At 44.5% G+C, this 26,586-nt stretch carries 19 protein-coding genes; 15 read left to right on the forward strand and 4 right to left on the reverse strand.

The genetic code is table 11. The features are described from left to right. Positions 1-209: 209 nt before the first annotated feature. The 10 genes from BW716_RS19315 to BW716_RS19360 all read left to right on the forward strand — a co-directional run bounded on the left by BW716_RS19315 (position 210) and on the right by BW716_RS19360 (position 14,287). Positions 210-1,043, forward strand: coding sequence for an S-adenosyl-l-methionine hydroxide adenosyltransferase family protein (locus tag BW716_RS19315; RefSeq protein WP_083724983.1), 834 nt, complete (start codon positions 210-212; stop codon positions 1,041-1,043). 210 nt (positions 1,044-1,253) lie between these two features. Further along, a complete protein-coding gene (locus tag BW716_RS19320; protein WP_083724985.1) occupies positions 1,254-4,481 on the forward strand; it encodes a DUF2723 domain-containing protein in 3,228 nt (1,075 codons plus the stop codon). A 120-nt stretch (positions 4,482-4,601) separates the two neighbouring features. Then, entirely contained in the window at positions 4,602-5,372 is a 771-nt protein-coding gene (locus tag BW716_RS19325; RefSeq protein ID WP_083724987.1) for a DUF5995 family protein, read from the forward strand. Positions 5,373-5,555: 183 nt separating this feature from the next. Then, complete coding sequence (locus BW716_RS19330; protein WP_235643890.1) at positions 5,556-6,812, forward strand: amidohydrolase family protein; 1,257 nt, start codon at positions 5,556-5,558, stop codon at positions 6,810-6,812. A gap of 361 nt (positions 6,813-7,173) precedes the next feature. Further along, positions 7,174-7,584 carry a hypothetical protein gene (locus tag BW716_RS19335; protein WP_083724991.1) on the forward strand — a complete coding sequence of 137 codons (411 nt, stop codon included), beginning with the start codon at positions 7,174-7,176 and terminating at the stop codon, positions 7,582-7,584. A gap of 286 nt (positions 7,585-7,870) precedes the next feature. After that, on the forward strand, positions 7,871-8,710 hold the full coding sequence (locus BW716_RS19340; protein WP_083724993.1) for a VOC family protein: 840 nt from the start codon (positions 7,871-7,873) through the stop codon (positions 8,708-8,710). Positions 8,711-8,957: 247 nt separating this feature from the next. After that, positions 8,958-9,728 carry a hypothetical protein gene (locus tag BW716_RS19345; RefSeq protein WP_083724995.1) on the forward strand — a complete coding sequence of 257 codons (771 nt, stop codon included), beginning with the start codon at positions 8,958-8,960 and terminating at the stop codon, positions 9,726-9,728. Between the two features lie 148 nt (positions 9,729-9,876). After that, on the forward strand, positions 9,877-12,111 hold the full coding sequence (pflB, locus tag BW716_RS19350; RefSeq protein ID WP_083724997.1) for a formate C-acetyltransferase: 2,235 nt from the start codon (positions 9,877-9,879) through the stop codon (positions 12,109-12,111). An 88-nt stretch (positions 12,112-12,199) separates the two neighbouring features. Next, on the forward strand, positions 12,200-12,985 hold the full coding sequence (pflA, locus tag BW716_RS19355) for a pyruvate formate-lyase-activating protein (protein WP_083724999.1): 786 nt from the start codon (positions 12,200-12,202) through the stop codon (positions 12,983-12,985). A gap of 261 nt (positions 12,986-13,246) precedes the next feature. After that, complete coding sequence (locus BW716_RS19360) at positions 13,247-14,287, forward strand: DUF2167 domain-containing protein (RefSeq protein WP_083725001.1); 1,041 nt, start codon at positions 13,247-13,249, stop codon at positions 14,285-14,287. 168 nt (positions 14,288-14,455) lie between these two features. Here the strand turns inward: BW716_RS19360 and BW716_RS19365 are convergent, their stop codons facing one another. Beyond that, a complete protein-coding gene (locus tag BW716_RS19365) occupies positions 14,456-15,010 on the reverse strand; it encodes a hypothetical protein (RefSeq protein WP_143708915.1) in 555 nt (184 codons plus the stop codon). Between the two features lie 450 nt (positions 15,011-15,460). Between BW716_RS19365 and BW716_RS19375 the strand changes: the two genes are divergently transcribed. Both BW716_RS19375 and BW716_RS19380 read left to right on the forward strand, forming a co-directional pair. Further along, positions 15,461-18,457, forward strand: a complete 2,997-nt coding sequence (locus tag BW716_RS19375; protein WP_083725007.1) for a SusC/RagA family TonB-linked outer membrane protein — start codon at positions 15,461-15,463, stop codon at positions 18,455-18,457. Between the two features lie 22 nt (positions 18,458-18,479). Continuing rightward, positions 18,480-19,787: a RagB/SusD family nutrient uptake outer membrane protein gene (locus BW716_RS19380; RefSeq protein ID WP_083725009.1), complete on the forward strand. Its 1,308-nt coding sequence runs from the start codon at positions 18,480-18,482 to the stop codon at positions 19,785-19,787. A 21-nt stretch (positions 19,788-19,808) separates the two neighbouring features. On the opposite strand, the gene BW716_RS19385 is transcribed toward BW716_RS19380, so the two are convergent. Both BW716_RS19385 and BW716_RS19390 read right to left on the reverse strand, forming a co-directional pair. Continuing rightward, positions 19,809-20,906: a hypothetical protein gene (locus BW716_RS19385; protein WP_143708916.1), complete on the reverse strand. Its 1,098-nt coding sequence runs from the start codon at positions 20,904-20,906 to the stop codon at positions 19,809-19,811. Then, positions 20,907-21,533, reverse strand: coding sequence for an ABC transporter ATP-binding protein (locus BW716_RS19390; protein WP_083725013.1), 627 nt, complete (start codon positions 21,531-21,533; stop codon positions 20,907-20,909). It abuts the gene before it with no gap. A 154-nt stretch (positions 21,534-21,687) separates the two neighbouring features. Here BW716_RS19390 and BW716_RS19395 point away from each other — a divergent pair, with 154 nt between their 5' ends. The 3 genes from BW716_RS19395 to BW716_RS19405 are packed head-to-tail and all read left to right on the forward strand — an operon-like array spanning position 21,688 to position 25,682. Continuing rightward, positions 21,688-24,735, forward strand: coding sequence for a type VI secretion system Vgr family protein (locus tag BW716_RS19395; RefSeq protein ID WP_083725015.1), 3,048 nt, complete (start codon positions 21,688-21,690; stop codon positions 24,733-24,735). Positions 24,736-24,745: 10 nt separating this feature from the next. After that, on the forward strand, positions 24,746-25,339 hold the full coding sequence (locus BW716_RS19400; RefSeq protein ID WP_083725017.1) for a hypothetical protein: 594 nt from the start codon (positions 24,746-24,748) through the stop codon (positions 25,337-25,339). A 1-nt stretch (position 25,340) separates the two neighbouring features. Continuing rightward, positions 25,341-25,682 carry a DUF4280 domain-containing protein gene (locus BW716_RS19405; protein ID WP_083725019.1) on the forward strand — a complete coding sequence of 114 codons (342 nt, stop codon included), beginning with the start codon at positions 25,341-25,343 and terminating at the stop codon, positions 25,680-25,682. A 90-nt stretch (positions 25,683-25,772) separates the two neighbouring features. On the opposite strand, the gene BW716_RS19410 is transcribed toward BW716_RS19405, so the two are convergent. Beyond that, positions 25,773-26,519 carry an ROK family protein gene (locus BW716_RS19410; RefSeq protein ID WP_083725021.1) on the reverse strand — a complete coding sequence of 249 codons (747 nt, stop codon included), beginning with the start codon at positions 26,517-26,519 and terminating at the stop codon, positions 25,773-25,775. Between the last annotated feature and the right edge of the window lie 67 nt (positions 26,520-26,586).

Below are 26,586 nucleotides of genomic sequence, written 5' to 3' on the forward strand. Positions count from 1 at the left end.
AATCCGGAACTGACTATTTTCCAGTTCCGGATTTTCTTTACACCGCCCCAAACCCTTATCTATACAAGTTCACAGAGTTATACACATCTGAACAAGTATTTTCATATTGACAGTCTCCCGCATCTAAATATTATCTTACTTTGCATTAAAATCAACGCCAGTCTTCAATGGCATCAAATTTGGAGATAAAGCGAATCTAATAATCACGAATGTCCATTATAACACTAACATCAGATATCGGTTTACAGGATTACCTCGTCGGCGCCATGAAAGGGCAGCTGTCGCAGGACTGTCCCGGTGCTCAGTTAGTGGACGTTACTCACCAGATTTCTCCGTTCAACCTGCCGCAGGCTACGTATATCTGTAAAGGTGCTTTCGCGCATTTTGCAGCAGGTACATTTCATATGGTACTCATTAATCTGTTCGATAGAAAAGCAGATCATGTGTTGCTCGCTCAGCACAATGGTCAATATATCGCCTGCGCAGATAACGGGCTGATTACCATGATTGCAGAAGGGTTACCTGGAGTAGTTGTCAAATTACCGCTCGGAAAAGATCAGGCGAAAGATACCTTTGGTATACTGAGACGTTTTGCTCAGGCATTCAATGATCTCAAAAGCGGTAAGAAATTAACTGACCTGGGAGAACAGGCAAACGAATACGTTATTAAGAATAACTTACAGCCCATGACCGGGCAGGATTATATCGATGGTCAGATCATTCATATCGACAACTTCGAAAATGTTGTAGTGAATATCACCCGCAAACAGTTCGAAGAGCAGCGCCAGAATAGAAAGTTCTCTATCTTTTTCCGCAGGGATGAAGTCATTTCCTCCCTAAGTGAAACCTATTCCGATGTACCGGAAGGACATAAACTGGCCATGTTCAATGCCGCCGGTTACCTGGAGATCGCTATTAATAAAGGTAATGCTGCCGGTTTGTTTGGTTTACAAGGGTTCCGCAGGGATCAGTTGACGAGTCAGCAGAATACCGGGTACCAGAAACTGTCGTTTTACCAGACGGTCAGAGTTATATTTAACTGATTTTATGCCGGCCCCATGGCCGGCATTTTTGATTTTATCCGGAAAGAGGACCCCCTGAATTAAAATAGTATTAAAAAATCCCACCCCAAACCCCATAAATCCCTGTAAATCTTCATTTTTTTTCACTTATTAAAGAAAAAGTTAAAACTGTTATCTCTAATTATCATAATTTGCCACTTTTTCTATTTTTGTCGGACCTAAAACATCTCTATGAATTTTAAAAGGACCAACAACATTGTGGGTTGGGTTATTTGTATCATTGCCTGCACTGTCTATATTATGACTATGGAGGCGACCGGCAGCTTATGGGACTGCGGTGAGTTTATTAGCACCGCCGCAAAGGTGCAGATCCCTCACCCTCCAGGGGCTCCGCTTTTTGTGCTGTTGGGTAGGCTCTTTATTATTTTCTTCGGCCAGAAGCATGCCGCTATTGGTGTTAACACGATGTCTGCCCTTGCAAGTGGATTCACTATCCTGTTCCTCTTTTGGACCATTACCCACTTTGCACGCCGCCTTATGGTGAAGGCAGGCGAATCGATCTCCGGCGAAAAAATGATCGCTATCATGGGCGCAGGTATCGTAGGTGCCCTCGCTTATACTTTCTCTGACTCATTCTGGTTCTCTGCTGTGGAAGGTGAGGTATACGCTATGTCGTCCTTCTTCACTGCCATCGTATTCTGGGCTATCCTGAAATGGGAACATGAATCCGAAGAGGCTTATGCCGACCGCTGGATCGTGTTCATCGCTTTCATGATGGGGCTCTCTATTGGTGTCCACCTGCTGAACCTCCTCACCATCCCTGCTATTGTGATGGTATATTACTTTAAACGTTACAAAGCGACCCCAATGGGTACCTTCTGGGCGTTTATTATTGGTTGTGCGATAACCGGTCTGATACAGAAATTCATTATCCAGGATACCATCAAGGCTTCCGGTTATATGGATGTGTTCTTCGTAAACTATCTGCACCTGCCTTTCTTCACTGGTTTTGGATTCTACTTTATTGCAATTATTGCAGCCCTGATCTATGGTCTGAAAAATCCGAAATTCGGCATTTATGCTCCATTGATCCTGATCTCTTCCGTAATTCTCATCCCTGCATTCATCGACGCTGATGGTAGTGGTATGATATTCCTGAAGATCATCATCGCAGGTGCGGTACTGGGTATTCCATGGGTGGTTAAACAGGCTGGTGGTAACCTGTTGTTACCAAATGTTGTACATGCAACCAAGCTGACTATCTACTGTACGCTCTTCCTGTTACTGGGTTACTCCACTTATATTACCACCATGGTGAGGTCTACTGCCAATCCGGCTGTAGATATGTATAACGTAGATAACCCGATCTCCCTGGTTGGTTACCTGGGTCGTGAGCAGTATGGTGATTTCCCGCTGATCTATGGTCAGGTATTTACTGCCCGTCCTTCCGAATACAAAGAAACCAGCAATGTGTACGCACGCGGTTTTGATGAAAACGGTAAACCTAAATATGTAGTTGCCGGCAAAAAACAGGAACCTGTTTATGCTCCAGAAGATAAAATGCTGTTCCCACGTGTTTGGGACGCGTCCAACGATCAGGGCCATGCTGACTACTATCGTAGCTTCCTGGGCTTACAACAGGGTGAAAAGCCAACTTTTGGCGACAATGTGAAGTTCTTCCTGGAATACCAGGTTAACTTTATGTACTTCCGTTACTTCATGTGGAACTTTGCTGGTAAACAGAACGATACACAGGGTTATGGTAACGTGAGAGATGGTAACTGGATTTCCGGTATTCCTTTCATCGACAACTTCCTGTATGGTGACCAGTCTAACATGCCAGATAGTTTGAAGAACAACAAGGGTCACAATACCCTGTTCCTCCTGCCATTCCTCTTAGGTATATTCGGTCTGTTGTATCATTATAAATACCACCGCCGCGATACCCTTGTTGTAGGTCTGCTGTTCTTCTTCACAGGTTTCGCGATCGTACTGTACCTGAACCAGGCTGGTAACCAGCCACGTGAGCGTGACTACGCTTATGTAGGATCTTTCTATGCTTATGCGGTGTGGATTGGTCTGGGTGTACTGGCAGTATATCAGTTCCTGAAGAGCAAAACCAAACTGGCAGTTGCTGCGCCAATCGCTACTGTGATCTGTATCCTGGCAGTACCTGTACTGATGGGTGCGCAGGAGTGGGATGATCATGATCGTTCTACCAAGACGATTGCTAAAGACGTGGCTTCTGACTACCTTAATTCATGTGCGCCGAATGCGATCCTCTTCACTGTAGGTGATAACGATACTTACCCGCTGTGGTTTGCACAGGAAGTAGAAGGTGTTCGTACCGATGTACGTGTGATCAACCTGAGCTTGCTTGGTGTTGACTGGTATATCGATCAGGCCCGCCAGGCGGTAAACCAGAGTCCAGCTATTCCAATGACCTGGAGTGCGGATAAATACCGTGGCGAAAACCACAACTACGTTCAGTTCTATGATGGTGGTAACTTCCCGCAGGATAAATTCTATAACCTGAAAGAAGTACTCAACTTCATGGGGTCTACTGACAGTCGTGCGATGGTAACCACTCAGAGCAATGAGCAGATGAACTACCTCCCTGTAAAGAGACTGTTCATTCCTGTTGATAAAGCTGAAGTACTGGCTTCCAATACTGTAAGTGCGTACGACAGCAGCCGTATCCTTCCACAGCTGCCATTCCAGGTAAATAAGAACTACCTGCTGAAGAATGACCTGGCTGCACTGGATATCATTGCTACCAACGCATGGAAACGCCCTATTTATTTCACCAGCCCTACCGATCTGGGTCTGAACGACTACCTCCGTATGGATGGTCTGACCTATCGCCTGGTTCCACTGAAGAAAGAAGAAAGCGAAGATCCAATGGGTGCTGAGAAGAATGTGAACGTGCCGGTGATGTACGATGTAATGATGAATAAATTCACCTTCGGTGGTGCGAATATTCCAACTACTTACTTCGACGAACCAAACCGTAAGCTGCTTCAGTATCTGAGAAATGCTTATACCCGCCTGGGTACTGCACTGGCGCTGGATAATAAGAAAGATCAGGCGTTACTGGCACTGAACAAGGCAGATAGCAACCTGTTGCAAAGCACGTTCCCTTATGCGATGACTACTCCGGGGCAGATGCATAACTACAGTTCTATGCAGACTGTATATGCGTACTACCTGGCTGGTGATAAGACGAAGGCTGAGCAGATTGCCAGTCTGATCAAGAAGGATTGTCAGCAGCAGATCAACTATTATCGTAGTCTGCCTGAGAACAGAATGACCAGCGATTTGCAGCGTGATGGACAGATGGCGCAACAGTTTATTTCATTACTGGATCGTATGAAATCAGACTTTAGCGATACTGCGCATCATGCCATGCAGGATTTACCTGGTGGTAATGTGATCAGTACAGACGATAGCACTAAGTAAATTATAGGCCTGGTGGCAATGTGACGCCAGCTGGTTAATATATTATTAGTAAGTATAATCCCCGGTTCTTTTAGAGCCGGGGATTTTTTTATTATCTTAGTAACTATCAAACCCCAAAACATGCCCGCGCAAACTATTAATGAGGTGATTTCCCGGTTAGAGGAGATCATCGCAACATCTATCACCACAGATAACAGGGCCGGCTATTTCGCTGCCTTATACCACAAAGTCACATGTCGTGTAAAAGAAGGAATTGCAGCAGGAGAGTTTCAGGATGGACCGAGAATGGAAAGACTGGATGTGGTCTTTGCCAATCGTTACATTGCGGCTTATGATGAATGGACGGCGAAGAATAAAACCGGTGTATCCTTATCATGGCAAGTGACGTTTGAGCAGCTACAAAAGAGATCTGTATTGGTTTTGCAGCATTTACTGTTAGGTATGAATGCGCATATTAATCTGGATCTTGGCGTAGCAGTAGTGGAAATAGCGAAAGAATATGATACCCCTTTACAGTTAATACACCAGGACTTTAATAGTATTAATACTATTCTCGCGGCCTTGAGTTATGAAGTGATCAACGAGCTAAATAGAATATCTCCTTTACTATCTTTACTAGGCAAACATTCAGGCAATAATTCATTGTTAATCCAGTTTGCACTGAGTAATGCGAGAGATGGAGCATGGTGCTTTGCAGAGGATTTATATAATAGTGGAAATACAATTGCTTCCAGAGACCAGGATATTCATAAACTGGGTGGGAGTATTGTCACCACCAAAGGCTTTATCAAAATAACTGTGTTTTTTATCCATTTATTTGAGCTGAAAAATCCTTCTAAGATTACCCATATCCTAAGGAATTATCAAAAAATGTATATTAAGGTGCGGTGATAAAGAAGGAATCATTCTTTTTTAAAGGGGATTCGCTTTTTATTAATGAGGGAATCATTTTAAGGATGGGATCTTAAGGAGGGAATTCCTTTAAAGAGGGAATAATTTTATTAAAGGAATATTTGTTATTTTTTCCTTGCTGCCGGCGGTATAACCGGCTAAACTGTAAGCCAAAGAATGAATATGAGATACGTCGTTTTTGCTTTTTTCCTTCTATTCAATATATCTGTCAATGCCCAGTCCTCTTACCTTTTCAAACCGGATCGTGTATTTGACGGAACTGTTATGCATGCTAACTGGTGGGTATTGGTGAGGGATAGTCAGATCGTGGCTGCCGGCGATCCTGCAACTATCCAGGTGCCTGAAAAAGTAACTGTTATTGACCTGAAAGGCATGACCCTTATGCCTGGGCTTATAGAAGGCCATTCACATCTTTTCTTACATCCTTATAATGAAACCAGCTGGAATGATCAGGTGCTCACTGAATCAGGAGCGGAACGTACGGCCCGCGCTGTAGTGCATGCCAGAGCTACGCTTATGGCGGGGTTCACTACTGCACGGGATCTGGGTACGGAAGGGGCGATGTATGATGATGCTGGTTTAAAAGAAGCGATTAATAAAGGTATTATTCCAGGTCCCCGTTTAATCGTTGCTACCCGTGCTATTGTTGCCACTGGTAGTTATGGGCCTAAAGGATACAATGGTGATATTCCGCTTGGCGCTGAAGAAGCTGATGGTATGGATGGTCTTACAAAAGCCATTAGATCTCAGATCGGCCATGGTGCTGATGTGATTAAATTATATGCAGATTACCGATGGGGGTTGAATAAAACACCGGCACCTACGTTTACGGCTACAGAACTTAAGCTTGCGGTAGAAGTAGCTGGTAGTAGTGGTCGGTATGTGGTGGTACATTCCGGCACTGAAGAGGGGATGCGCCGCGCTATAGAGGCGGGTGTGCGTACTATTGAACATGGGGATGGGGGAACGCCTGAATTATTCAGGTTGATGAAAGAGAAAGGTATTGCATTGTGTCCTACACTTACAGCTACTGAATCTATTGCCAGTTATAAAGGCTGGCGTAAAGGCATAGACCAGGAAACGGTTGCGATAAAACAAAAGCACAAGATCTTTAATGACGCGATGAAGGCAGGTGTTACTATTTGTATGGGAGGGGATGTAGGTGTATTTGCACATGGTGATAATAGTCGTGAGATGTTGCTAATGGTAGAATACGGTATGAAACCTATTGAGGTACTGCATGCGGCTACAGCTGTCAATGCAAGTGTATTTGGTTTGCCGCTGCTGGGAAATATCAGGGCTGGTTATGTGGCCGATCTGATTGCAGTAAAGGGAGATCCGGTGGCAGATATTGCGGCTGTGAAGCTGGTTTCCTTGGTGATGCAGAATGGGGTTATGGTGTTGGATATTACCCGGTAATCATGCCTTTCGCCGGTTATGCAGGGAAGTATCCCAGATCTTGCAGAATCCGCGTCAATTGTAGGTTTTACCCGGTAATCATGCCTTTCACCGGTTGTGCAGGGAAGTATCCCAGATCTTGCAGAATCTGCGTCAATTGTAGGCTTTACCCGGTAACCATGCCTTTCATCAGTTATGAAAGGAGTATCCCTCATCTTGCCGAATCTAAGGTTATTGCATTTTACTCCTTAATTGTGCTTATCACCTGTCGGAAAGCAGTTTTTTATATTTTTCCAGCGGCTGAGTCATGGTGTCGTATTTTACCTGTTAATTGTCTTTTTTACCCCCTATGAACCGTTCCTAATGATCGTATGTTTACAGTATGGAAACTACTACTTTACAAAGCGATATACTTGTCTATTGTGTCACTGCCAGCTCCTTCCCAGAAGGAGTAAAGCAGGCCCATGAGACCTTACATAGCCTTGTTCCTTTCGACGAAAAAAGGATGTATTTCGGGCTTTCCTGGCCAGCCGGAGATGGTCGTATTTTGTATAAGGCAGCGGCAGCCGAATTGCACCCTGGTGAGTTCTCCAAACATAGCCTGGAGACTAAAGTGATCTCAAAAGGAGGGTACCTGTTCATCGACGTTCATGATTTTATGAAGGACATTCCTGCCATTGGCAATGCTTTCCAGCAATTAATTCACGATAGTAGCATTGACCCTGCGGGCTTTTGCATTGAATGGTATATGGGGATGGACCTGTGTCGTTGTATGGTAAAAAAGGCGCTTTAAGAAGTCGTAAGGCAAAACACCTCCTTCATTGAAGAGTGAATGACAAAAATTAAAGAGGGTATGGCAGAACAGCGCTTTAAGAAGTTGTAAGGCAAAACAGCTCCTTCATTGAAGAGTGAATGACAAAAATTAAAGAGGGTATGGCAGAACAGCGCTTTAAAAAATTGTAAGGCAAAACAGCCCCTTCATTAAAGAGTGCATGACAAAAGTTAAAGACCTCATAGCACAACAGCTCTTCAAAAAGTTGTATCGCAAAAACTACTCATTAATAACATAATTGATCATCATGAACAATTCCATCTATCCTTGCCTCACCATCAAAGGCAAAATTGCGGAAGCGGCTGACTTTTACTTAGACACCTTTGGAGACGGCGGCATTACCTCCTCCAACCCAATCGTAATCACGCTCAAACTGAGCGGTCAGCAATTTATGTTACTCAATGACGGGCCTTCATCCACCCCCAATCCATCCATTTCCTTCATGGTATTGAGTGAAAATGAGCAAGATACAGAAGCATATTACCTAAAACTGATCAATGGCGGCAGCGTCCTGATGCCATTGGATACCTACCCCTGGAGTTCCAAATACGCCTGGGTGCAGGATAAATTTGGCATCTCCTGGCAGCTATATACCGGTGGCAAAAACGATATGAACCAGAAATTCTGCCCCACCCTGATGTTCACCGGTCCTAAAGCCGGCAAAGCAGAAGAGGCGGTGCACTTCTATAGCAATTTATTCCCTGAAAACGGTATACAGGGTATTCTGAAATATAGCGAAGGAGAGGACAATACCAATTATGTAAAGCACGCTCAGTTCAAAATCAAGAACTTCGTGACCATGGCAATGGATAGCTCTGCCGAACATGGATTTGGCTTTGTGGACGCCATTTCCCTGGTGGTAAACTGTAAGGATCAGGCCGAAATTGACAAATATTGGGATGGCCTGATCGCCAATGGTGGCCATGAGGTGGCTTGCGGCTGGCTGGTCGATAAATATGGTATCAGCTGGCAGATCGTTCCTGATAAACTGGGTGAATGGATGACGAATCCAGGTAAGTTTCAGCATGTAATGGGGGCATTGATGAAGATGAAGAAGCTTATCTATACAGAATTGGAAAATGCATGATCAAAATAGGGGCCATGATCAAATTGGACTCTGATCAAACCAATCCCTCTGATCAAATCACCCCCCGGATCAAACCGGCCTTCCGGTTAAGTTCAAACCGCTGATCAATCCGCCTGACCAAAAAACTTTTTTTCGCCTTCTAAAACCCCCAACCCCGCGTCCCAACGCGGGGTTTCCTATACAATTGTTTGTTAATATTTAACATCCACTTGTTTGTTTTTCTCATCTGTATTAGTTTGCCTTCCAGATGAGTATTTCAATTTTACACAAATCATTCTTATTACTTATTATCCTGATCGCCATTCGATCCCTGACCTTCGCCCAGATAGTGCAGGTGAAGGGTACCGTGTATGAACGTACGGAACGCTATGGCATGGCAGGCGTCAGCGTAATAAATTCCGCCGGAGGCGGTACTGTCACCGATTCCATGGGGCATTACACTATCCGCATCAACCGCAAAGATTCCCTGAGTTTTTCTTACCAGGGCAAGGTCACCATGAAATTCCCCGTAAATGAACTGAACGTAAACCGCCCATTTGATGTGGGATTACATATAGATATCAAAGTACTCCCTACCGTAGAAGTACAGCAAAAAAGCTACAAACAGGACTCCGCCGAATTCAGACAGGAGTACCGCAAAGTATTCGATTATTCCCGCGAATACATCGCCACCGGCATGGGTGGTGTAGGTGTAAACCTCGACCTCCTCTTAACCTGGAGAAAAGCAAAAAGAATGGAGCATTTCCGCGACCAATTGGTTGCTATTGAACAGGATAAATACATTACTCACCGCTTTAATATGCCTCTTGTAAAGCGTCTCACCGGACTGGAGTCACCCGTTCTGGATTCCTTCATGGTCGCCTACCGGCCTAGTTACGAGATGCTCCTGGACTTCGAAAACGAATACCAGTTTTACGAATATATCAAAGGCTGGGGAGCCTACTTCGCTACCAAGTGGAAAAGAGAACATCCACAACCATCTTCACATCCTGCACCATCATCACATTCAAATTTATAATCACACCTACAATTACGCTTATAATCACCCACAATTTGGTCAGATTCACAACTATAATCACTATATAGACTGACGACGAACACAAATATCCACCCGCGCGGGGGTTAACTTTGTATCATTATCTAGAGAATAAATAAAATTCAAGGATATGATAAAAGATGTGACCGCTGTTCCCTTCAAATCAGGTGATTGGAATACTACAATGAACGTATATGATTTCGTTGTAAAAAACATCAGACCTTACCAGGGTGATGCTTCATTCCTGTCAGGTATTTCTGCAAGAACTAACCGCTTGTGGGATACCGTTAAAAAAGAATTGCTCAAAGAAAGAGCTAACAATGGCGTTCTAGCCATTGACACAGAAACCATCTCCAATATGACCGCCTTTGCGCCGGGCTATATTAAAAGGGATGATGAAATAATTGTTGGCCTGCAAACTGATCAACTGTTAAAACGTGCAATGAAGCCTTTTGGCGGTATCAAGCTGGTTGAATCCGCTGTGAAAGAAAAAGGACTGACAGTATCTTCAAGAGTGATCGACATTTTCAATTATGCTAAAAACCATAATGAAGGTGTGTTCAATGCCTATGACAGCGAAATCAGGGCATTCCGCTCCAAACACGTACTGACTGGCTTACCAGACAACTATGCACGTGGCCGTATTATTGGTGACTTCCGTCGCCTGGCGCTTTATGGTGCTGATCAGCTGATTAAGTTCAAGAAAGCTGACCTGAACAAGGTGGGTGGTGAAATGACTGAGCACAAAGTGCGTCTGCGTGAAGAGATCAATACCCAGATCAGTGCGCTGAAAGACATGATCACCATGGCTGCTGCCTATGGTTGTGATGTAGCCCGCCCTGCAGAAAATGCCCGCGAAGCTGTACAATGGGTGTACTTTGCTTACCTGGCTGCTGTAAAAGAACAGGATGGTGCTGCGATGTCTTTGGGTAATGTATCCTCCTTCCTGGATGTATTTATTGAAAGAGACCTGCAGGCTGGACTGATCAATGAAGAAGAAGCACAGGAAATCATCGACCAGTTCGTAATGAAACTGAGACTGGTACGTCACCTGCGTCCTGGTAGCTACGACGAGATCTTTGGTGGTGACCCTACCTGGGTAACTGAAGCACTCGGTGGTACACTGCACGATGGCCGTACAAAAGTAACCAAGACTTCTTTCCGCTTTCTGCAGACCCTGTACAACCTGGGTTCTTCACCAGAACCAAATCTGACTGTTCTGTGGGCTGATAGTCTGCCAGAAGGTTTCAAACGCTTCTGTGCACAGGTATCTATCGATACATCATCTATCCAGTACGAAAACGATGACCTGATGAGAGGTACCCGTGGTTCTGATGACTATGGTATCGCTTGTTGCGTATCCTATCAGGAAATCGGTAAATCTATCCAGCACTTTGGTGCAAGAGCAAACCTGCCTAAGGCATTGCTGATTGCCCTGAATGCCGGTAAAGAAGAAATCGATGGTCTGGAAGTGATCAAGAACATTCCTGTATTGGCCGATGGTCCGCTGGAATACAACCAGGTTTTGGGTGTGTTCAAACAAACTTTGGCAGAACTGGCGAGAGTGTATGCCAAAGCGATGTTTATCATCCACTACATGCACGATAAATATTATTATGAAAGAGCCCAGATGTCTCTGGTAAATACAGATCCCCATATCGACATTGCATATGGTGCTGCCGGTATTTCCATCATAGCAGACTCCCTCTCCGCTATCAAATATGCGAAGGTTACACCAATCAGAGATGATCGTGGCCTGACCGTAGACTATAAAATTGAAGGAGAATATCCTAAATATGGTAACGATGATGACAGAGTAGATAACATTGCAAAAGAAATCACTCACTTCTTCATCACAGAGCTGCGCAAGCATGCTACTTACAAGAATTCTACACCGACCCTGTCTCTGCTGACCATTACAAGTAATGTAATGTACGGTAGCAACACAGGTGCGACTCCTGACGGACGTAAGAAAGGCGAAGCCTTTGCGCCCGGCGCCAATCCAATGCACGGAAGAGACTGTAGCGGTGCGATCGCATCTCTCAACTCTGTTTGTAAACTGGATTATAAAGATGCGCAGGATGGTATCTCTAACACCTTCTCTATGATCCCTAAATCACTGGGTGATACAAGAGACGAACAGATTAATAATCTGGTGACTACCATGAATGGCTACTTTAACAAGATGGCGCATCACCTGAATGTAAATGTGCTGAACCGCGAAACATTGATGGACGCTTACGAGCACCCTGAGAATTATCCTCAGCTCACCATCCGTGTATCCGGCTATGCTGTAAACTTCGTGCGCTTATCCAGGGCGCATCAGCTTGAAGTGATAACACGTACTTTCCACGAGAGTATGTGATCAATTGGGACTAAGTAAGACAACAGCGGATCGCATCTGCGGTCCGCTGTTTTGTCTCTGTCTTCTATCGACCTTCCTTTTTAAGACTATGTTGTACTTTCCTTTACAGGACCTCGAGGCCGCCGCGCTCAACCTCGATGATCCGGAACATTTGCGTATTCACTCTCTTGAAACATTTGGCACACACGACGGACCTGGCGTTAGAATGGTTGTATTTGTACAGGGATGTCAGTTCCGCTGCGTTTACTGCCAGAATCCTGATACACTTGATGTGAAAGGTGGAATGTTGATTGGTATTGACGAATTGGTGAAAAGAGCAGACAGACAGCGCACCTATTTTGGAAAGGATGGCGGTGTCACCGTTTCAGGAGGGGAGCCACTGTTGCAACGCAACAAGATCACTACCTTTTTTAAAGCGCTCCACGAGATAGGAATCAATACCTGTCTGGATTCCAATGGCCGTCTGAATGATGATGCTACCCATGAATTAATGGAACATACTGACCTGTTACTGCTTGATGTAAAACATATTAATGATGAATGGCATCATAAACTTACTGGCCTGAGTAACCGGAATACGCTGGACCTTGCTGCCTACCGTGAATCTACTGGTAAGCGGATGTGGTTGAGGTATGTATTGGTTCCCGGATGGACAGATCAGGTAGAGTACCTGGAAGAATGGGCCAAGCATTTTACAAGATATAAAACAGTGGATAGGGTAGAGATCATTCCTTTTCATCAGTTAGGCAGCCATAAATGGGAATTGCTGAAAATGAATTATCCATTGAAAGGTATTGAGGGGCCTACACTCGAGGGTAAAAAAACAGCTGTACATATATTTAATAAGTACTTTAATAATGTAGTGCTGAAATAACGCCTACGGTAGCTGGAGAAGGTTTCTTCCATTCAGGAAAATGATTTTCTAATAATAAATGAAGGCATCGGTTAATTGCTAACTGTATGCTTTTTTTGTTTACCCGTCAAAACGATACTTGCGTAAGTAACTCCAATACACACCTGTAACATCCATAGGTTACTGGATTAAATCCATCCTCTGAAACCCATTTTCCGTCCAATATATTACGGATACATCAAAATTATTCCCACTTTTACAGTCTTTAATTTATACCTCTATATGCGAAAATTCCTTTACCTGGCCAGCGTGCTCCTACTTGCGCCGGGCCTGAAAGCGGCCACTCCCGTGGACGATTCGATTGTCATGGCTGAAAAACAATACAGCAAATTCGTAGACTCAGTAAAGCAGTCGGAAAAGTGGGAATCTGGTTTGATTCACTTGTCCGGCGGTAAGGCTGATATCAATGTACCTGCGGGCTTTAAATTCCTGAATGCAGCACAGAGCAAGTATATTCTGACCGATTTGTGGGGCAACCCGCCTTCAGTGTCAGATGATATTCTGGGGATGATTTTTCCTGCTAATGCTGATGCTTTTGATTCGATCAGCTATGCTTTTGTGGTACGATATGAAAACATCGGTTATGTAAAGGACTATGATGCATCAAAGATCAATTATGATGACCTGCTGAAAGATATTCAAAAGGAAGAAGTTGAAGCAAATACGGAAAGAGTAAAGAATGGTTACCAGCCAATTCATATGATGGGCTGGGCACAATCTCCTTTTTACGACAAGGAAAACAAAGTGCTTCACTGGGCCAGAGAAATTAAATTCGGAGAAGACACGCCCCATACACTGAACTACGAAATCAGGATATTAGGTCGTGATGGGGTGCTTTCTATGAATGCAATATGTACTATGAATGAATTGCCGCTGGTAAAAGCTGATATAGATAAAGTGTTGCAAATGGCGAAGTTCACAAGTGGTAATGCTTACAAGGATTTTGACCCAAAAATCGATAAGGTAGCTGCTTATACTATTGGTGGTCTGATCGCTGGCAAAGTGCTTGCCAAGGTAGGTTTCTTTGCCCTTCTTGTTAAATTTGGTGCTGCTTTCTGGAAATTTATTCTTTTAGGATTTGTTGCTGTAGGTGGTTTTATCCGAAAGTTATTTACGGGTAAAAAAGAGAAGAATTCTAAAGAGATACCAGCAATAGAAGAAGACGAAAAACAAGAAGACGAGAAGCAGGAATCGGAAATTCAGGGCCACGAAAAGCTGGATCCAGGGCAGCAGGAATCAGAAAATCAGGACCCCGAAAAGTAGGACACTGAGAAACAGGCCCCGGAAAACTGGAACCCGAAAAGTAGGACACTGAGAAACAGGCCCCGAAAAAACAGGAACCTGAAAGCCTGCCCTCTAAAATCATCCTCCAAAAACACAGTCCCAATCTTTACATACAAAGCCGTCTCATTACGAATATGAGGCGGCTTCTCATTTCCCTCCATCCCCCACAATCACCAACTCCCTCAGCGTTTCATTCCCCGGCAAATCTACCGCCACCGCTACAACCCTGCCTCCTGCAGGCAACACCGCTGCTTTATAATACCAATCTACCCCATTCCTGCCCAACACTGCCTTCCCTCTTTCCAGCATAGTACTCGCCGCATCATGTACCCGTACATCCACATCCACTACCCGGAATTCATCTTTCGTAGTCACCACTATATCCATTTCTTCAAACCTGATATTCTGAATCTCAGGCGATCTGAAAGCATCCTTCACCGCCATATTATAAGCATTCTGCCCAGGCCCTGCCAGCGACTTATAATAAGCCTTCAACTCCGGATCCTTCAGAATCGACCGCGCATAAGCCGCCGCTATTTTCATCTTATACCTTGCTTCCAGCTGTTTTTTCGTCGGCTTTTTCTTTGACGGACCGCGCTTCTTCGCCATTATTATCTGTCCGTTCCGTTCGTAAATCGTGAGTTGATCGCCGAGCGTTCCCCGTACGAGTTGGAGGAGTATGTTGTCTTTTACAAGTGCCATAACAAACAATTTTGAGGTTACAGAAACAATGTTACTACATACGCTGGAACTATAGTGTAACTATAATACTAAATGAGTACTAATACATCACTAAATCTTCACCTCAATATCCAATCGATATACAAGTGTACTTATAATATACTTATGGTGATGTATTAGCATCGAAGTTACACTAAAGACAAAGGGCGGTATCAACTGAATGATACCGCCCTTTTACAGAGTATTAATACTTACTTTATAAAAAATAACCCAATCCCTCCAAATAAAAAAAGTGAAAACCCTGAAAAATTCCGTAATCTGCCGCATCGATCTGATGCCTGAGTAATAATCACCTGCACCCCTGAAACAGTGTTGAACCCATTTAGCAGGAACCACGACAGCTTTTAATAACCAAAATTTTGTAGTCTGTAACCAGTCAAATTTCAACTCACACTCTAAACCCTTCAAGCTATGCTTTTGCAAAAATTTAGCTTGCTGCTACTGTTATGCCTATTCTGTACTTATGCATTATTCGCGCAGCAAAATGTGACCGGACAAATAAGAGATGCGAAAACCGGTCAGGTCGTACCCGGTGTAACCATCCGGGTGCTCAATACCAGCAGGGGCGCTATGTCCGACGCCAACGGTAAATATTCCATCGCCCTTCCCGCCGGTGCCTCCACGTTAGTGATCAGCTATACCGGGTACAAAACCCAAACTATCCGCCTCACTAACAATCAGGCTATCCTCAACCTGACCCTGGATGAAGACCTTGCTCACCTTGATGAAGTAGTAGTGACCGGCGCCGCTACAAGCATCAAACGAAGTAATCTTGCGAATGCCGTCGCCACCATCTCTGTCAATCAACTCAGTGGCGTGGCCCCCGCACAGACCTTCGACGCCGCCCTCAGTGGCAAGGTCCCGGGCGCTTTGATCTCTGCCAATTCCGGCGCCCCAGGTGGTGGTTTCACCGTCAAACTCAGGGGTATCACCTCGGTATTTGGTAACTCGCAACCGCTGTATGTTGTAGATGGTATCTTCTTTAATAACAGCAGTATCCCTGCCGGCCTCAATGACGTAACCGGCGCCGCTACTGCCGGAAACCCCAATAACCAGGACAACCCCTCCAGCCGTATTGCAGACCTGAGCCCCACCGATATTGAAAATATTGAGATCCTGAAAGGCGCTTCTGCCGCCGCTATGTATGGCGCCAAAGCCGCTGCCGGGGTGGTGATCATTACTACCAAAAAAGGAAGGGCAGGCAAAACAAAAGTGAGCCTTAACCAGGAAGTCGGCTTTGTGAAGGTGCGACACCTGATGGGTGTAAGGCCATTTACAGCCGAAACGGCGGCCGATCTTGCCGGTAGTGCAGATAATACTGATCCGGATGTAATCGCCAAAAGAGAAGCCTATAAAACGCAATTTACCGACGCCCAAAGTGCCGGCAGGATCTTCGATTATGAAAAGGAAATGTTTGGCCAGAAAGGGCAGGTGCTAAACACCAATCTCGCCATCAGCGGTGGTGGAGACAAGACAACTTTCTACCTCTCGGGCAACCGCCGTCAGGAAGAAGGAATTGTAAAAGGTACCGGTTATTTTAACAACTCCGTTCGCCTCAATATTGACCATAAACTCAGTGACCGGGTATCGCTCGGTGTCACGACGAACTACATCTATTCTTCTGCCGACAGGGGCTTAACCAACAACGATAACAATGGTGTCAGCTATGGCGTAGCGCTCTCTTCCACCCCCAATTTCGTTGACCTCCATCCCAATTCGTTGGGGGAATATCCACGCAATCCTTTCGCCGCTTCCAACCCCCTGGAAACCCGCGATAAGATGACGAACAATGAAACTACCAACCGTTTTGTCGGTGGAGGTAACCTGGAAGTGCACCTGCAACAAAGCGAGCATTCTCATACCCGCTTTATTGGCCGTGGTGGAGTGGACTATTTCAATTATAAAACGATGGCCCTCTTTCCCCGTGATCTGCAGTTTGAAGAAAATTCAAAACAGGGACATTCCATTCAGGGCAATACCAATAACCTCAATACCAACCTCGGTGGTTTCCTCGCCAATACTTTTACGCCAACACCGGCTATCAGCCTGACGAGTACTGTAGGTGCCACATTGGAAACCGGGTATTTTGATAACATCGTAACGGTGGCTACCAATATTGTAGCAGGTCAGAGCAATGTCGATGCCAGTGCCAATACCGCTACCCGCCAGTTCCGCTCCAAATTCAGGGACAATGGTGTTTTCATACAGGAAGACCTCTCCCTGATTGAAGCCATTACGTTGAGTGGTGGTGTTCGTTTTGACCGTTCTACCAATAATGGTGAATACAAAAAGTACTATGCATTCCCGAAAGGCGCATTCTCTTTCAACTTCACCAAATTGAAAGGGTGGTCAATCGATAATGTCGATAACCTCAAGATCAGGGCGGCCTATGGACAGTCAGGCAATGTACCGCCTTACAGCAGTAAGTTCACCGGCATGCTGGGTAGTAATATCGATGGTCTGCCCGGTGTATTGGTCGATAACCTGCAGGGAAATCCTGATATCAAACCTGAAAGGCAGGAGGAGTTTGAAACCGGTTTGGACATCAGTGTGCTGAATGGCCGTATTAGCCTGGAAGCAACTTATTACAATAAGAGAATTCAGGATGTGCTGCTGCGCCACTCGCTGGCAGCATCCTCCGGTTACAGCGCTGAATGGAAAAACAGTGGCGACCTGAAAAATCAGGGTGTGGAAATAGGATTGAACCTGGTGCCTGTCAATAAAACGAATATCAAATGGACTTCGTCTATCAACTGGTGGTACAACCGTAGCAAGGTCACCAGACTGGTGATTCCTCCTTATGCCATTGGTGCATTTGGTAACTCACTTGGTACATTCTACCTCGAAGAAGGTCAGCCCGCCACACAGATCAAAGGTACTGTAGGGAGTGACCTGAAACTGATCGGGAACTCAGAGCCTAAATTCCAGATGAGCTTCTACAATGAAGTGACGGTGTTTAAAAACTGGTCACTGCGTATCCTGCTGCATTGGAAGAAAGGCGGGGATAATATCAACCTGACCCAGTTGCTCACCGATGCGGGGGCAACCTCCTTCGATTATGATGATATCATCAATGGACAGAAAGCGGGTGTATACCGCTTAGGTGCCGGCGATGCCAGCATTTATGTACAGGATGCCAGTTATGTACGCATCCGCGAAATCGGGTTGTATTACAATGTGCCGTTAAAAAATACCAAAACCATTTCCGGTATCCGGCTGGGTGTATCAGCGAACAATTTCTTTACCTGGACCCATTATGTAGGGTATGATCCGGAAGTATCCAATTTTGGTAGTAATACCATCAGCACTTCTTCCAGCCGTGGTAGCAATGGTTTGTCCACAGGGGTGGATGTAATGCCTTTCCCTGCATCGAAGAGAGCCAGTTTCCATATTGGTGTAGATTTCTGATCCTTTTTAAAAACATTGACACATGAAACACAACATAATAGCCTTCTGTCTGCTAATATTGCTGAATGCCTGTCAGAAGGGAGAAATAAACAGTCTGAATACGCCGGTGGTGGGTGGTGTAACAGGCAATCCAACCCGAAGTGACTTATTTAATCTCGCTACCGGTGCTGAATCGGGTATGCGTACCAGTATCAATTTTTACCTGGATGCAGAAGGGATTATTGGTCGTGAAGTCTATCGCTTTTCCAGTTCAGAACCCCGTTATACAACAGATATGTTGGGTGGTGGTACGAAGGTGCTGGACAATAATACTTTTTACCTGACCAATCCCTGGGCATCCCGTTATCAGGTGATGCGGCAGTGTTTTATTCTTTTGGAGGCCATTAGTCATACAAGCGGATCTGTAGCGAGTGATGCGCAGAAGAAAGGATTTTCCGGATATGCAAAGACTTTGATAGGTTACCAGTTATTACTCAATATCAATATGACGGATTCCAGTGGGGCCCGCATTCCGGTGGCCAATGGCGCAGCACAGGGACCGGTGATCACTGATCCGGGTATTGTATTGGATTCAGTATTAAAATTCCTGGATGATGGAAAGGCGGACCTTACAGGTGCAGATATTATCTTCCCTTTGTCAGGTGGTTTTGCAGGATTTTCGGATGCTGCGGGCTTGTTGAAATTCAACAGGGCACTGGCTGCAAGGGTGCATTTATATCGTAAGCAATGGGCGGAAGCGCTGACTGCTTTGAATGAATCTTTCTTTGACCTGAATGGGGATCTTACGACAGGTGTATGGCATTTTTTCTCTACCAATGGGGGAGATGTTTCCAACACATTGTATATCGCACCAAATAGTAATGGGGAAGTGCGGATAGCGCATCCTTCTTATGCTAATGACATTGTGCCGGGTGATGATCGGATCAATAAAACACAGGTACGTAATTCGTCTGCCAGTCAGAATGGATTGACCGGCAACAGAGATGTGATTGTCTGGAATTCACTGAATGCGCCTGTGAGCATTATTCGCAATGAAGAACTCATTTTGATCTATGCAGAAGCTAATATTCAAACAAATAACTTTCCGGATGCGATAGTGGCCCTGAACCGTATACGTACTGCCCACAATCTGACAGCATATGCAGGCGCTTTGACGAGTGCCGCATTGACGACGGAATTATTGTACAACAGGCGGTATTCCCTGTTCATGGAAGGACATAGATGGATTGATATGAGAAGATATGGATTGTTGCATACACTTCCTGTAGACAGAGCAGATGATGATGTGTGGAGTCATTTCCCATTACCTCAAAGCGAAAGCAATCAATAAAAATAGAAACGCTTCTGTTTTTTAAGGCAGAAGCGTTTCATATTTATAATATCTCCACCTGAACAGCGCGATGGCGATCATTGTAAGTGAAATATAAAGGGCCGGTAAGCCTACTGTCAATAAAAAAATATACTGTACACAAAGTACGACTGATAAGATCTTATAGAACTGTGATTTTGTAAAATGCCTGTAGAAGGTAAGACTCGTCATCAGCAACATACTGCTATACCCACATAAAAAAAAGATAGCAGCATCGGTCAGCGGCATGTGTTTGGGTACTAACAGTACTAACAACAATACCTCGGGGATGATCAATATAAAATCCAGTAATGCATATTCAAGGAATCGCATACTTAGTGATACCGGCATTGTTCTATAAAAATTCAAATACACATCTTCAAATTCCCTGCATCTGTATACCAATATGCCATTGCCTAAAATACCTAAGCTTATTACAATAAAGATGGTTTGTCCATCATAATATTTCATTGAATTATTGACAGCAATGAGGTATAGCAGGCCACATGTGAAGATCTTTAATCCTGTCCATGTAACAAGTTGTTTCGTGGCTATGTATCGCAAAAGCATCCCTGTCATAGAAGTGAATTTAAAAGATTTCAGCACCGGTGCATTTCCTTCCGCAATGTGTCTTAGCCTTTTTCCCAACCAGAGCGCGGAGAGTAAGCACAGCAATAATAAATAACCGATCACAAGGCATACACCTCCGATATAGCCATATTGAATACCTGTTCTTACTATAAAGATCACATACGCCCACACGGGTATCATCAATAAAAATGTGGCAATGAATAGTAATCCTGTCTGCTTTTTTTTACTGAGATAATTGAATACATGCAGGAACATATTTTCAGGTTTATATATTTCCGTGACCACAAAGGCGGTAAACTTTCTCGTATACAGGAACCAAAGTAAAAACACCATGCTCATCATACCCGCATGTCTGAAAGTACCCAGTACCAGGAATAAATGATATTCATATACGCCTGCGCCAGATTGGGAATTGACAATAAACACCGTCATGGTGTAAATGAAAATGATCAACCCGCTATTCTCTCTGAAGAAGGGTGAAACCAATGAACGGAGTAGATATCTTGTCATTTATTGTATGATGCTTTGGTTAATAACTGTGAGTGCCCGCTGTGCATTTAATAAACTGGTATCCAGGTCCTGGTGTGAGCTCATTAAAAATGAAGTGCCGGCTTTCTGGTTGAATTCCAGTATCAGATCAGAGATGAGTGTAAATGAATTCGTATCCAGTGTCGTCAATGGTTCATCCAGTATAATAAGAGCAGGATTTCCGATGAAGGCCAGTAACAGCGACAATCGTTTGGTCATCCCTGCGGAATATGCGGAAGCTTGTCCCTGTATGAAGTTACCGACATTAAACCGTTCTATGAGCCGATCGATTTCGGGTTGTGGCACTTTCCTGATCCGCTGGTACAGGATCACGAGATCCATGCCTGTCATAAAAGGAGGGAAGAGCGGTTCTGCTGCAGCCCAACCTATATGTTGCCTGTAAATGAGGGGTGAATGCCTGAGACTGTTGTCTTTGAGGGTGATCTCTCCTTCAAAAGGCACCATGCCGGCGATGATTTTCAGTAACGTGGATTTGCCTGACCCATTGGCGCCCTGTATCCAGTAGATGCCGGGATCCAGCAGGAGGGAAGGTATATTGAGGATTACTTTTCCCTGATAGGCTTTGCGAACATTTGTGAGTTGAAGCATAGCTATCAATATATAAAAATTATTGATGGGTGATGAGACCGCTGCTGTTTTTTAACAATATTTTTTGGAGAAAATTAGTTGGCCGCAGGCAGGGTGCATCTATTCGTAATTAATATTTTTTCGTATATTCACCTTGATTTTTTAACCCTTAACCATGTCTTTACATACCCAAACTTCATTCTCCATTGATGGGAACCTGTTTTCCTCATTTCATTCACTCAATCTGTACCAGCAAATCAGAGGACATCATTCATTTGAAATTCTCATTAGCTACGATTGGTTGAATAAGTTAGGAAAAGGTCTGTTCAACGCCAGTAAGAACTTTCTTGGCAAAGAAATCAAAATCACCATCAAACCCGCGGATCCATTGAGCACTGCTCAACCATTGATTTTTGATGGCATTGTTACCGGTATCAATGCCGGCAAAGAAAACGATGGTACCAACGGTTTCTGTGTGATCAGAGGTTTCAGCCCCGATATTTTGCTGGAAAACGATCCCCACATCGCTACATTTGAGCGCCGTCCGCTCAGCGACATCATTGATACTGTGCTTAAATCAGGGGGCCCACTCATGCCGCCGTTATCGGTCAAACCCAATAACACAGCGTCGCTCAAGTACATTGTTCAATACAAGGAAACCGCTTACACCTTTGTGTCCCGCCTCGCGGCACGCTATGGTGAATGGTTCTTTTACGACGGGCAACAACTCATTTTCGGGCAGTACAAAAACCGGCAAACTGAATTAATCCACCAGGTGAATTTACTGGATTTTGACCTGGCACTGGATGTAAAGCCAAACAACTTAAAACTGAATGGCTATGACTACCGCCAGGAATCTGTGGTGAACAATGACACGCAATCACAGGCTGGCAGTGGTACGAATCAATACAGCACCCATGTGCAGGAGGTGAGCAAACAGCTCTATAGCAAACCCTCGCTGTACAAAATGAACTATGGCTTTAGCAGTAGTGCCCAGTCGCAGGTAGACGATCTGACTACCTTGCAGTATAAAGGCAAAGCCGCCAGCATGGTGGTGATGAAAGGCCGCTCCAATGAAACGTCTTTAAGAATTGGGGATTTGATTACGGTGAGAGAAAACTTTCTATCTACCGAAGATCATGGACAATTCCTTATTACTTCATTGCAACATTCCTGTACGGATAATGGTCTTTATGTAAATACATTCGAAGCCATTCCTGCGGATACGGCTGTACCGTACATAGACCTGCATGCCATTCCATATTGCGAGCCACAAAGCGCCACCGTGATTGAGAACCATGACCCCAAAGGTCTGGGCCGTGTAAAGGTTCGGTTTCGCTGGCAGGAGAGCGGTACAACTCCCTGGATACGTGTGCTGAATGCACACAGCGGTTCGGACAAAGGTATTTACTTCATGCCTGAAAAAGGGGAGGAGGTATGGGTAGACTTTGAAGGAGGGAATCCCGAAGCACCTTTTGTAACAGGTACCACGTACAATGGTACGGCAAAGACAGGTTTTGGTGATGCGCAGAATAACCTGAAGGTGATCAAAACCCGCAGTGGCCATGTCATTCGTCTGGATGATACGGATGGTAGTGAAAGCATTACTATCACTGACAAAAACAGTAATGTCATTTACCTAAATACCAGCACATCCAGCATCGAAATCACTGCGCCGGAGAACATGACGCTGAATGCCCGCAACATGAACATCAATGTGGGTGAGCAAATGGAGATGAACGTAGGCGGACAGCTGCTCATGAATGTGATGAAAGCAATGGTCGTGAATACGCCACTCATGACGCAGATGATTGCTGACTTCCTGCACATGCAGGCGGGCAAGGCGCTATTCAATTCAAAAGATGAAATCAAGATAGAAGCCCAGCAACTTTATGCCGCAGGCCAGAGCCAGATCATGCTGCACAGCGATGAGAAGATCCTGGCAAATAGTAAAGGTGAGTTGCACATGAAAGGTGAGCAGGGCAATAAACACTATAATAAAGCAGATACTTACGAAACAGCAAAACCGGAAATTCCGGCTAAAGTGATTGTAAGCTTCCGCCCAAAAAGTGGGTGGACAGGAGAGTATGGCTTTGACTGGTTGCGTATCAAAGATACCAGCATTGTGGGTGATGTAGAATATAAAAAGATTGTAGGTAGCTATGGCAGTGTCTATGCCACCCAGTCTGGCGCTGTGTTTACACAAAGCGATGCTAAATTTAATACACTGAAAACTACCCGTTACAGTCCGGCACTCATTCCATGGAAGAAGGAAGCGGATGGTAAAACGACGGCGGAATACTACCAGTCATGGTTATGCTTATTCCCCGGTGGTAAGAGTTATAATAATACGAAAGCTACTGTGCAGTTGCTTGTAGAAGTAGATGAAGAGCCGGAAAAAATAGAGCTGTTATTCAAGGATGAATTTATCAAATGCGATAAAAAGGAGATCACACCAAAGAGTAAGGGTAGTCATAAACTGGAACTGACAGTAGAATGTTTGAAAGAATCAGATGCAGATCAGGAAATAAAAGTGATGGCTTATACTAAGAAAGCAGATGGTACTTTGGATACGCCTAAGCTGGCCGGAAAATTGATTGTTGTCAAAAACAAAGTACGTTATAAAGCAAATGTGGTTTTTGTGAAAGTGAAGACCAAATTTGGGACAAGTGTAAATACAGGCAAGACCACCGGAGAAAAGGCTTTTCTGGAAAAATATATGAATCAGGGTTTAATTTTATTGAACCTGGTAGAAGAAGAACTGGATATGACGGCAGATGCAGCTATCAAAACGAATGCATTGACCACGGCTTCCGGTTCCACTGCTGTGAATGCTTATCCGGGAGGTAAGCAGATCCACGATTCACTGGAAACGGCCTTCAATGCAAAGCATGCTACTTACAAAGACTATTACAAAGTATTCTTCTTTGATGAAGAAGGCGGGTATATGGCCGGAAGCAATTACCAGGGCCTGAATGGTGGCGCCAAAGATATAGTGGCGAAGAGTGTAGTGCTCTTCAATACCCATAATACTGCTACGACCACCCACGAATTGCTGCATGCAATGGGACTGTATCACACGTTTGACAATAGTGGCAGTCATGTGTTTAAGATTGGTGAAACTGAGAATATCATGGACTATTCGCACCAATATGGCAAGACGCGTATCAGTACCTGGAAGTGGCAGTGGGAGAAGGTGAGAGCGAATGTAGGAAAAGAATAAATCAATCAATATGTATAAAAAGTTCTGGCTGGCCGTACTGATCATCATCCACTCATTTGCGGCCTGTGCACAAACCAAACAAACAAATATGAACAACCGATTCGATATAGAGACCTATAATAAAAACAAACAGGCAGGTGAGTATACCTTTGAGCACGATGGTGTGAAGGTAAGACAGACCGACTTTGATGGGGGATATGCCGAAACGACCAGTAAACCCGATACGTATATTGATCACTATCGTGAATATTATAAAAATGGTACACTCAAGGAGGAAGGTGACTTGTTCAATAAAAGTGTGTTCCGCCTGGGTACGTGGCGTTTCTTCAATGAGCAGGGAGTTGAACAAAAATCTGTGAACTACGATGCGCCATATACTTTTACGCTCGATAAGGTGATGGAATTCCTGAAACGCAATAATCTGTCACTGGCAGATCGCTGGACGAGCATCAATAGAAAGTCAGATACTATTGGCGATCGCTGGATAGTGACGCATGAAGACGGGCATATAGGTGGGGCGGATATTCAGCTGAAGCATGTGAATCTGGATGCGGTGACTGGCAAGGTGATTACAATTAAAACATCTACTCATCACGATAACTGATATGCTTACAATTATTACAGATACCGCCCGGATGAAGTGTGATAAGGGTGCGGCACCAGCTGTGCTAAAGGTCACCAGTCAGTCGTATGTGTATATAGAAGATAAGCTGGTGGCGACGGAGAAGGATAAAGGAGCGAATACGAATATACCGCCGTTTGGGGTGTGTAGTGTAACGCAGAAGCCTTGTATGCCGAAGCCTACGGCGTGGATGGATACGACGGTATTGGATGTGATTGGATCAGATAAGGAATTGACAGATAAATCGTATTGTATGTGCGGGTTGGGTGGAAAGATTTCTTTTGCATCGACAGGGCAAAATGGTTTCGCTGCTACTGAAGAATAAAAGGACCGCCAAACGCGCTAGCGAAGCAGGGATTGCCGAAATACAGCATTTAAAAATTGAGGGAGATTGCGAAGCAATCTCCCTCAATTTTTACTGTTTATTTTTGGGAAAATTAGTACTGATATGATACTTATCCTCCATCCCCCACAATTTCGCCCCTCCTTTAATCCCATCTTTATTCGTAAACAATATCACATTCTTATCCAGTTTAAAACTAATCTTATCCGCATTTCCCCCTCCCAAATACAACCGATCGTAATTAAACACAACTTTCAGCACCTCCATCACCCGTTCCATCCGCTTATTCCACTTTTCCAACCCTTCTTTTTCCAACGCCTTATTGCCTATATATTCGTCATAATCATGCTCCTTCGTCAAGGGGTGATGTGCCAGTTCCAGGTGCGGCAGTAAATACCCATCAATCAAAACCGCTGTTCCAAACCCTGTTCCCAGTGTTACCGCCAGCTCATACCCCTTGCCACTTACAACACCCAGTCCCAGCTGATCCGCATCATTTACCAGTCTCACCGGTTTATTCAGCAAATCCGCAATACGCTGTCCCAAATCAATATTCTTCCAGTTCGGATTTCCCAGGTTCGGTGCCGTATACACGATACCATTCCTTACATACCCTGGAAATCCAACAGAGATCTTATCATATTCCGGCATGCCTTGTACCAAACCCTGTATGGTACTTAACACATTCTCGGGGGTGGCTGCCTCCGGCGTTTTTACCCGCTTATACTCCATCTGCCATTCCCCTTTATCATTGAGGATCGTACATTTGATATGCGACCCACCCACATCAATCGCTAAAATATGTCCTGTCTCTGCCATGTTATTAAAAATTTATGCAAATCAATACAAAAGTCACACCGATTTTGTTTATGAAGTTGTTTATACT

The sequence above is a fragment of the [Flexibacter] sp. ATCC 35208 genome (assembly GCF_001975825.1).
Lineage (GTDB): Bacteria > Bacteroidota > Bacteroidia > Chitinophagales > Chitinophagaceae > Chitinophaga.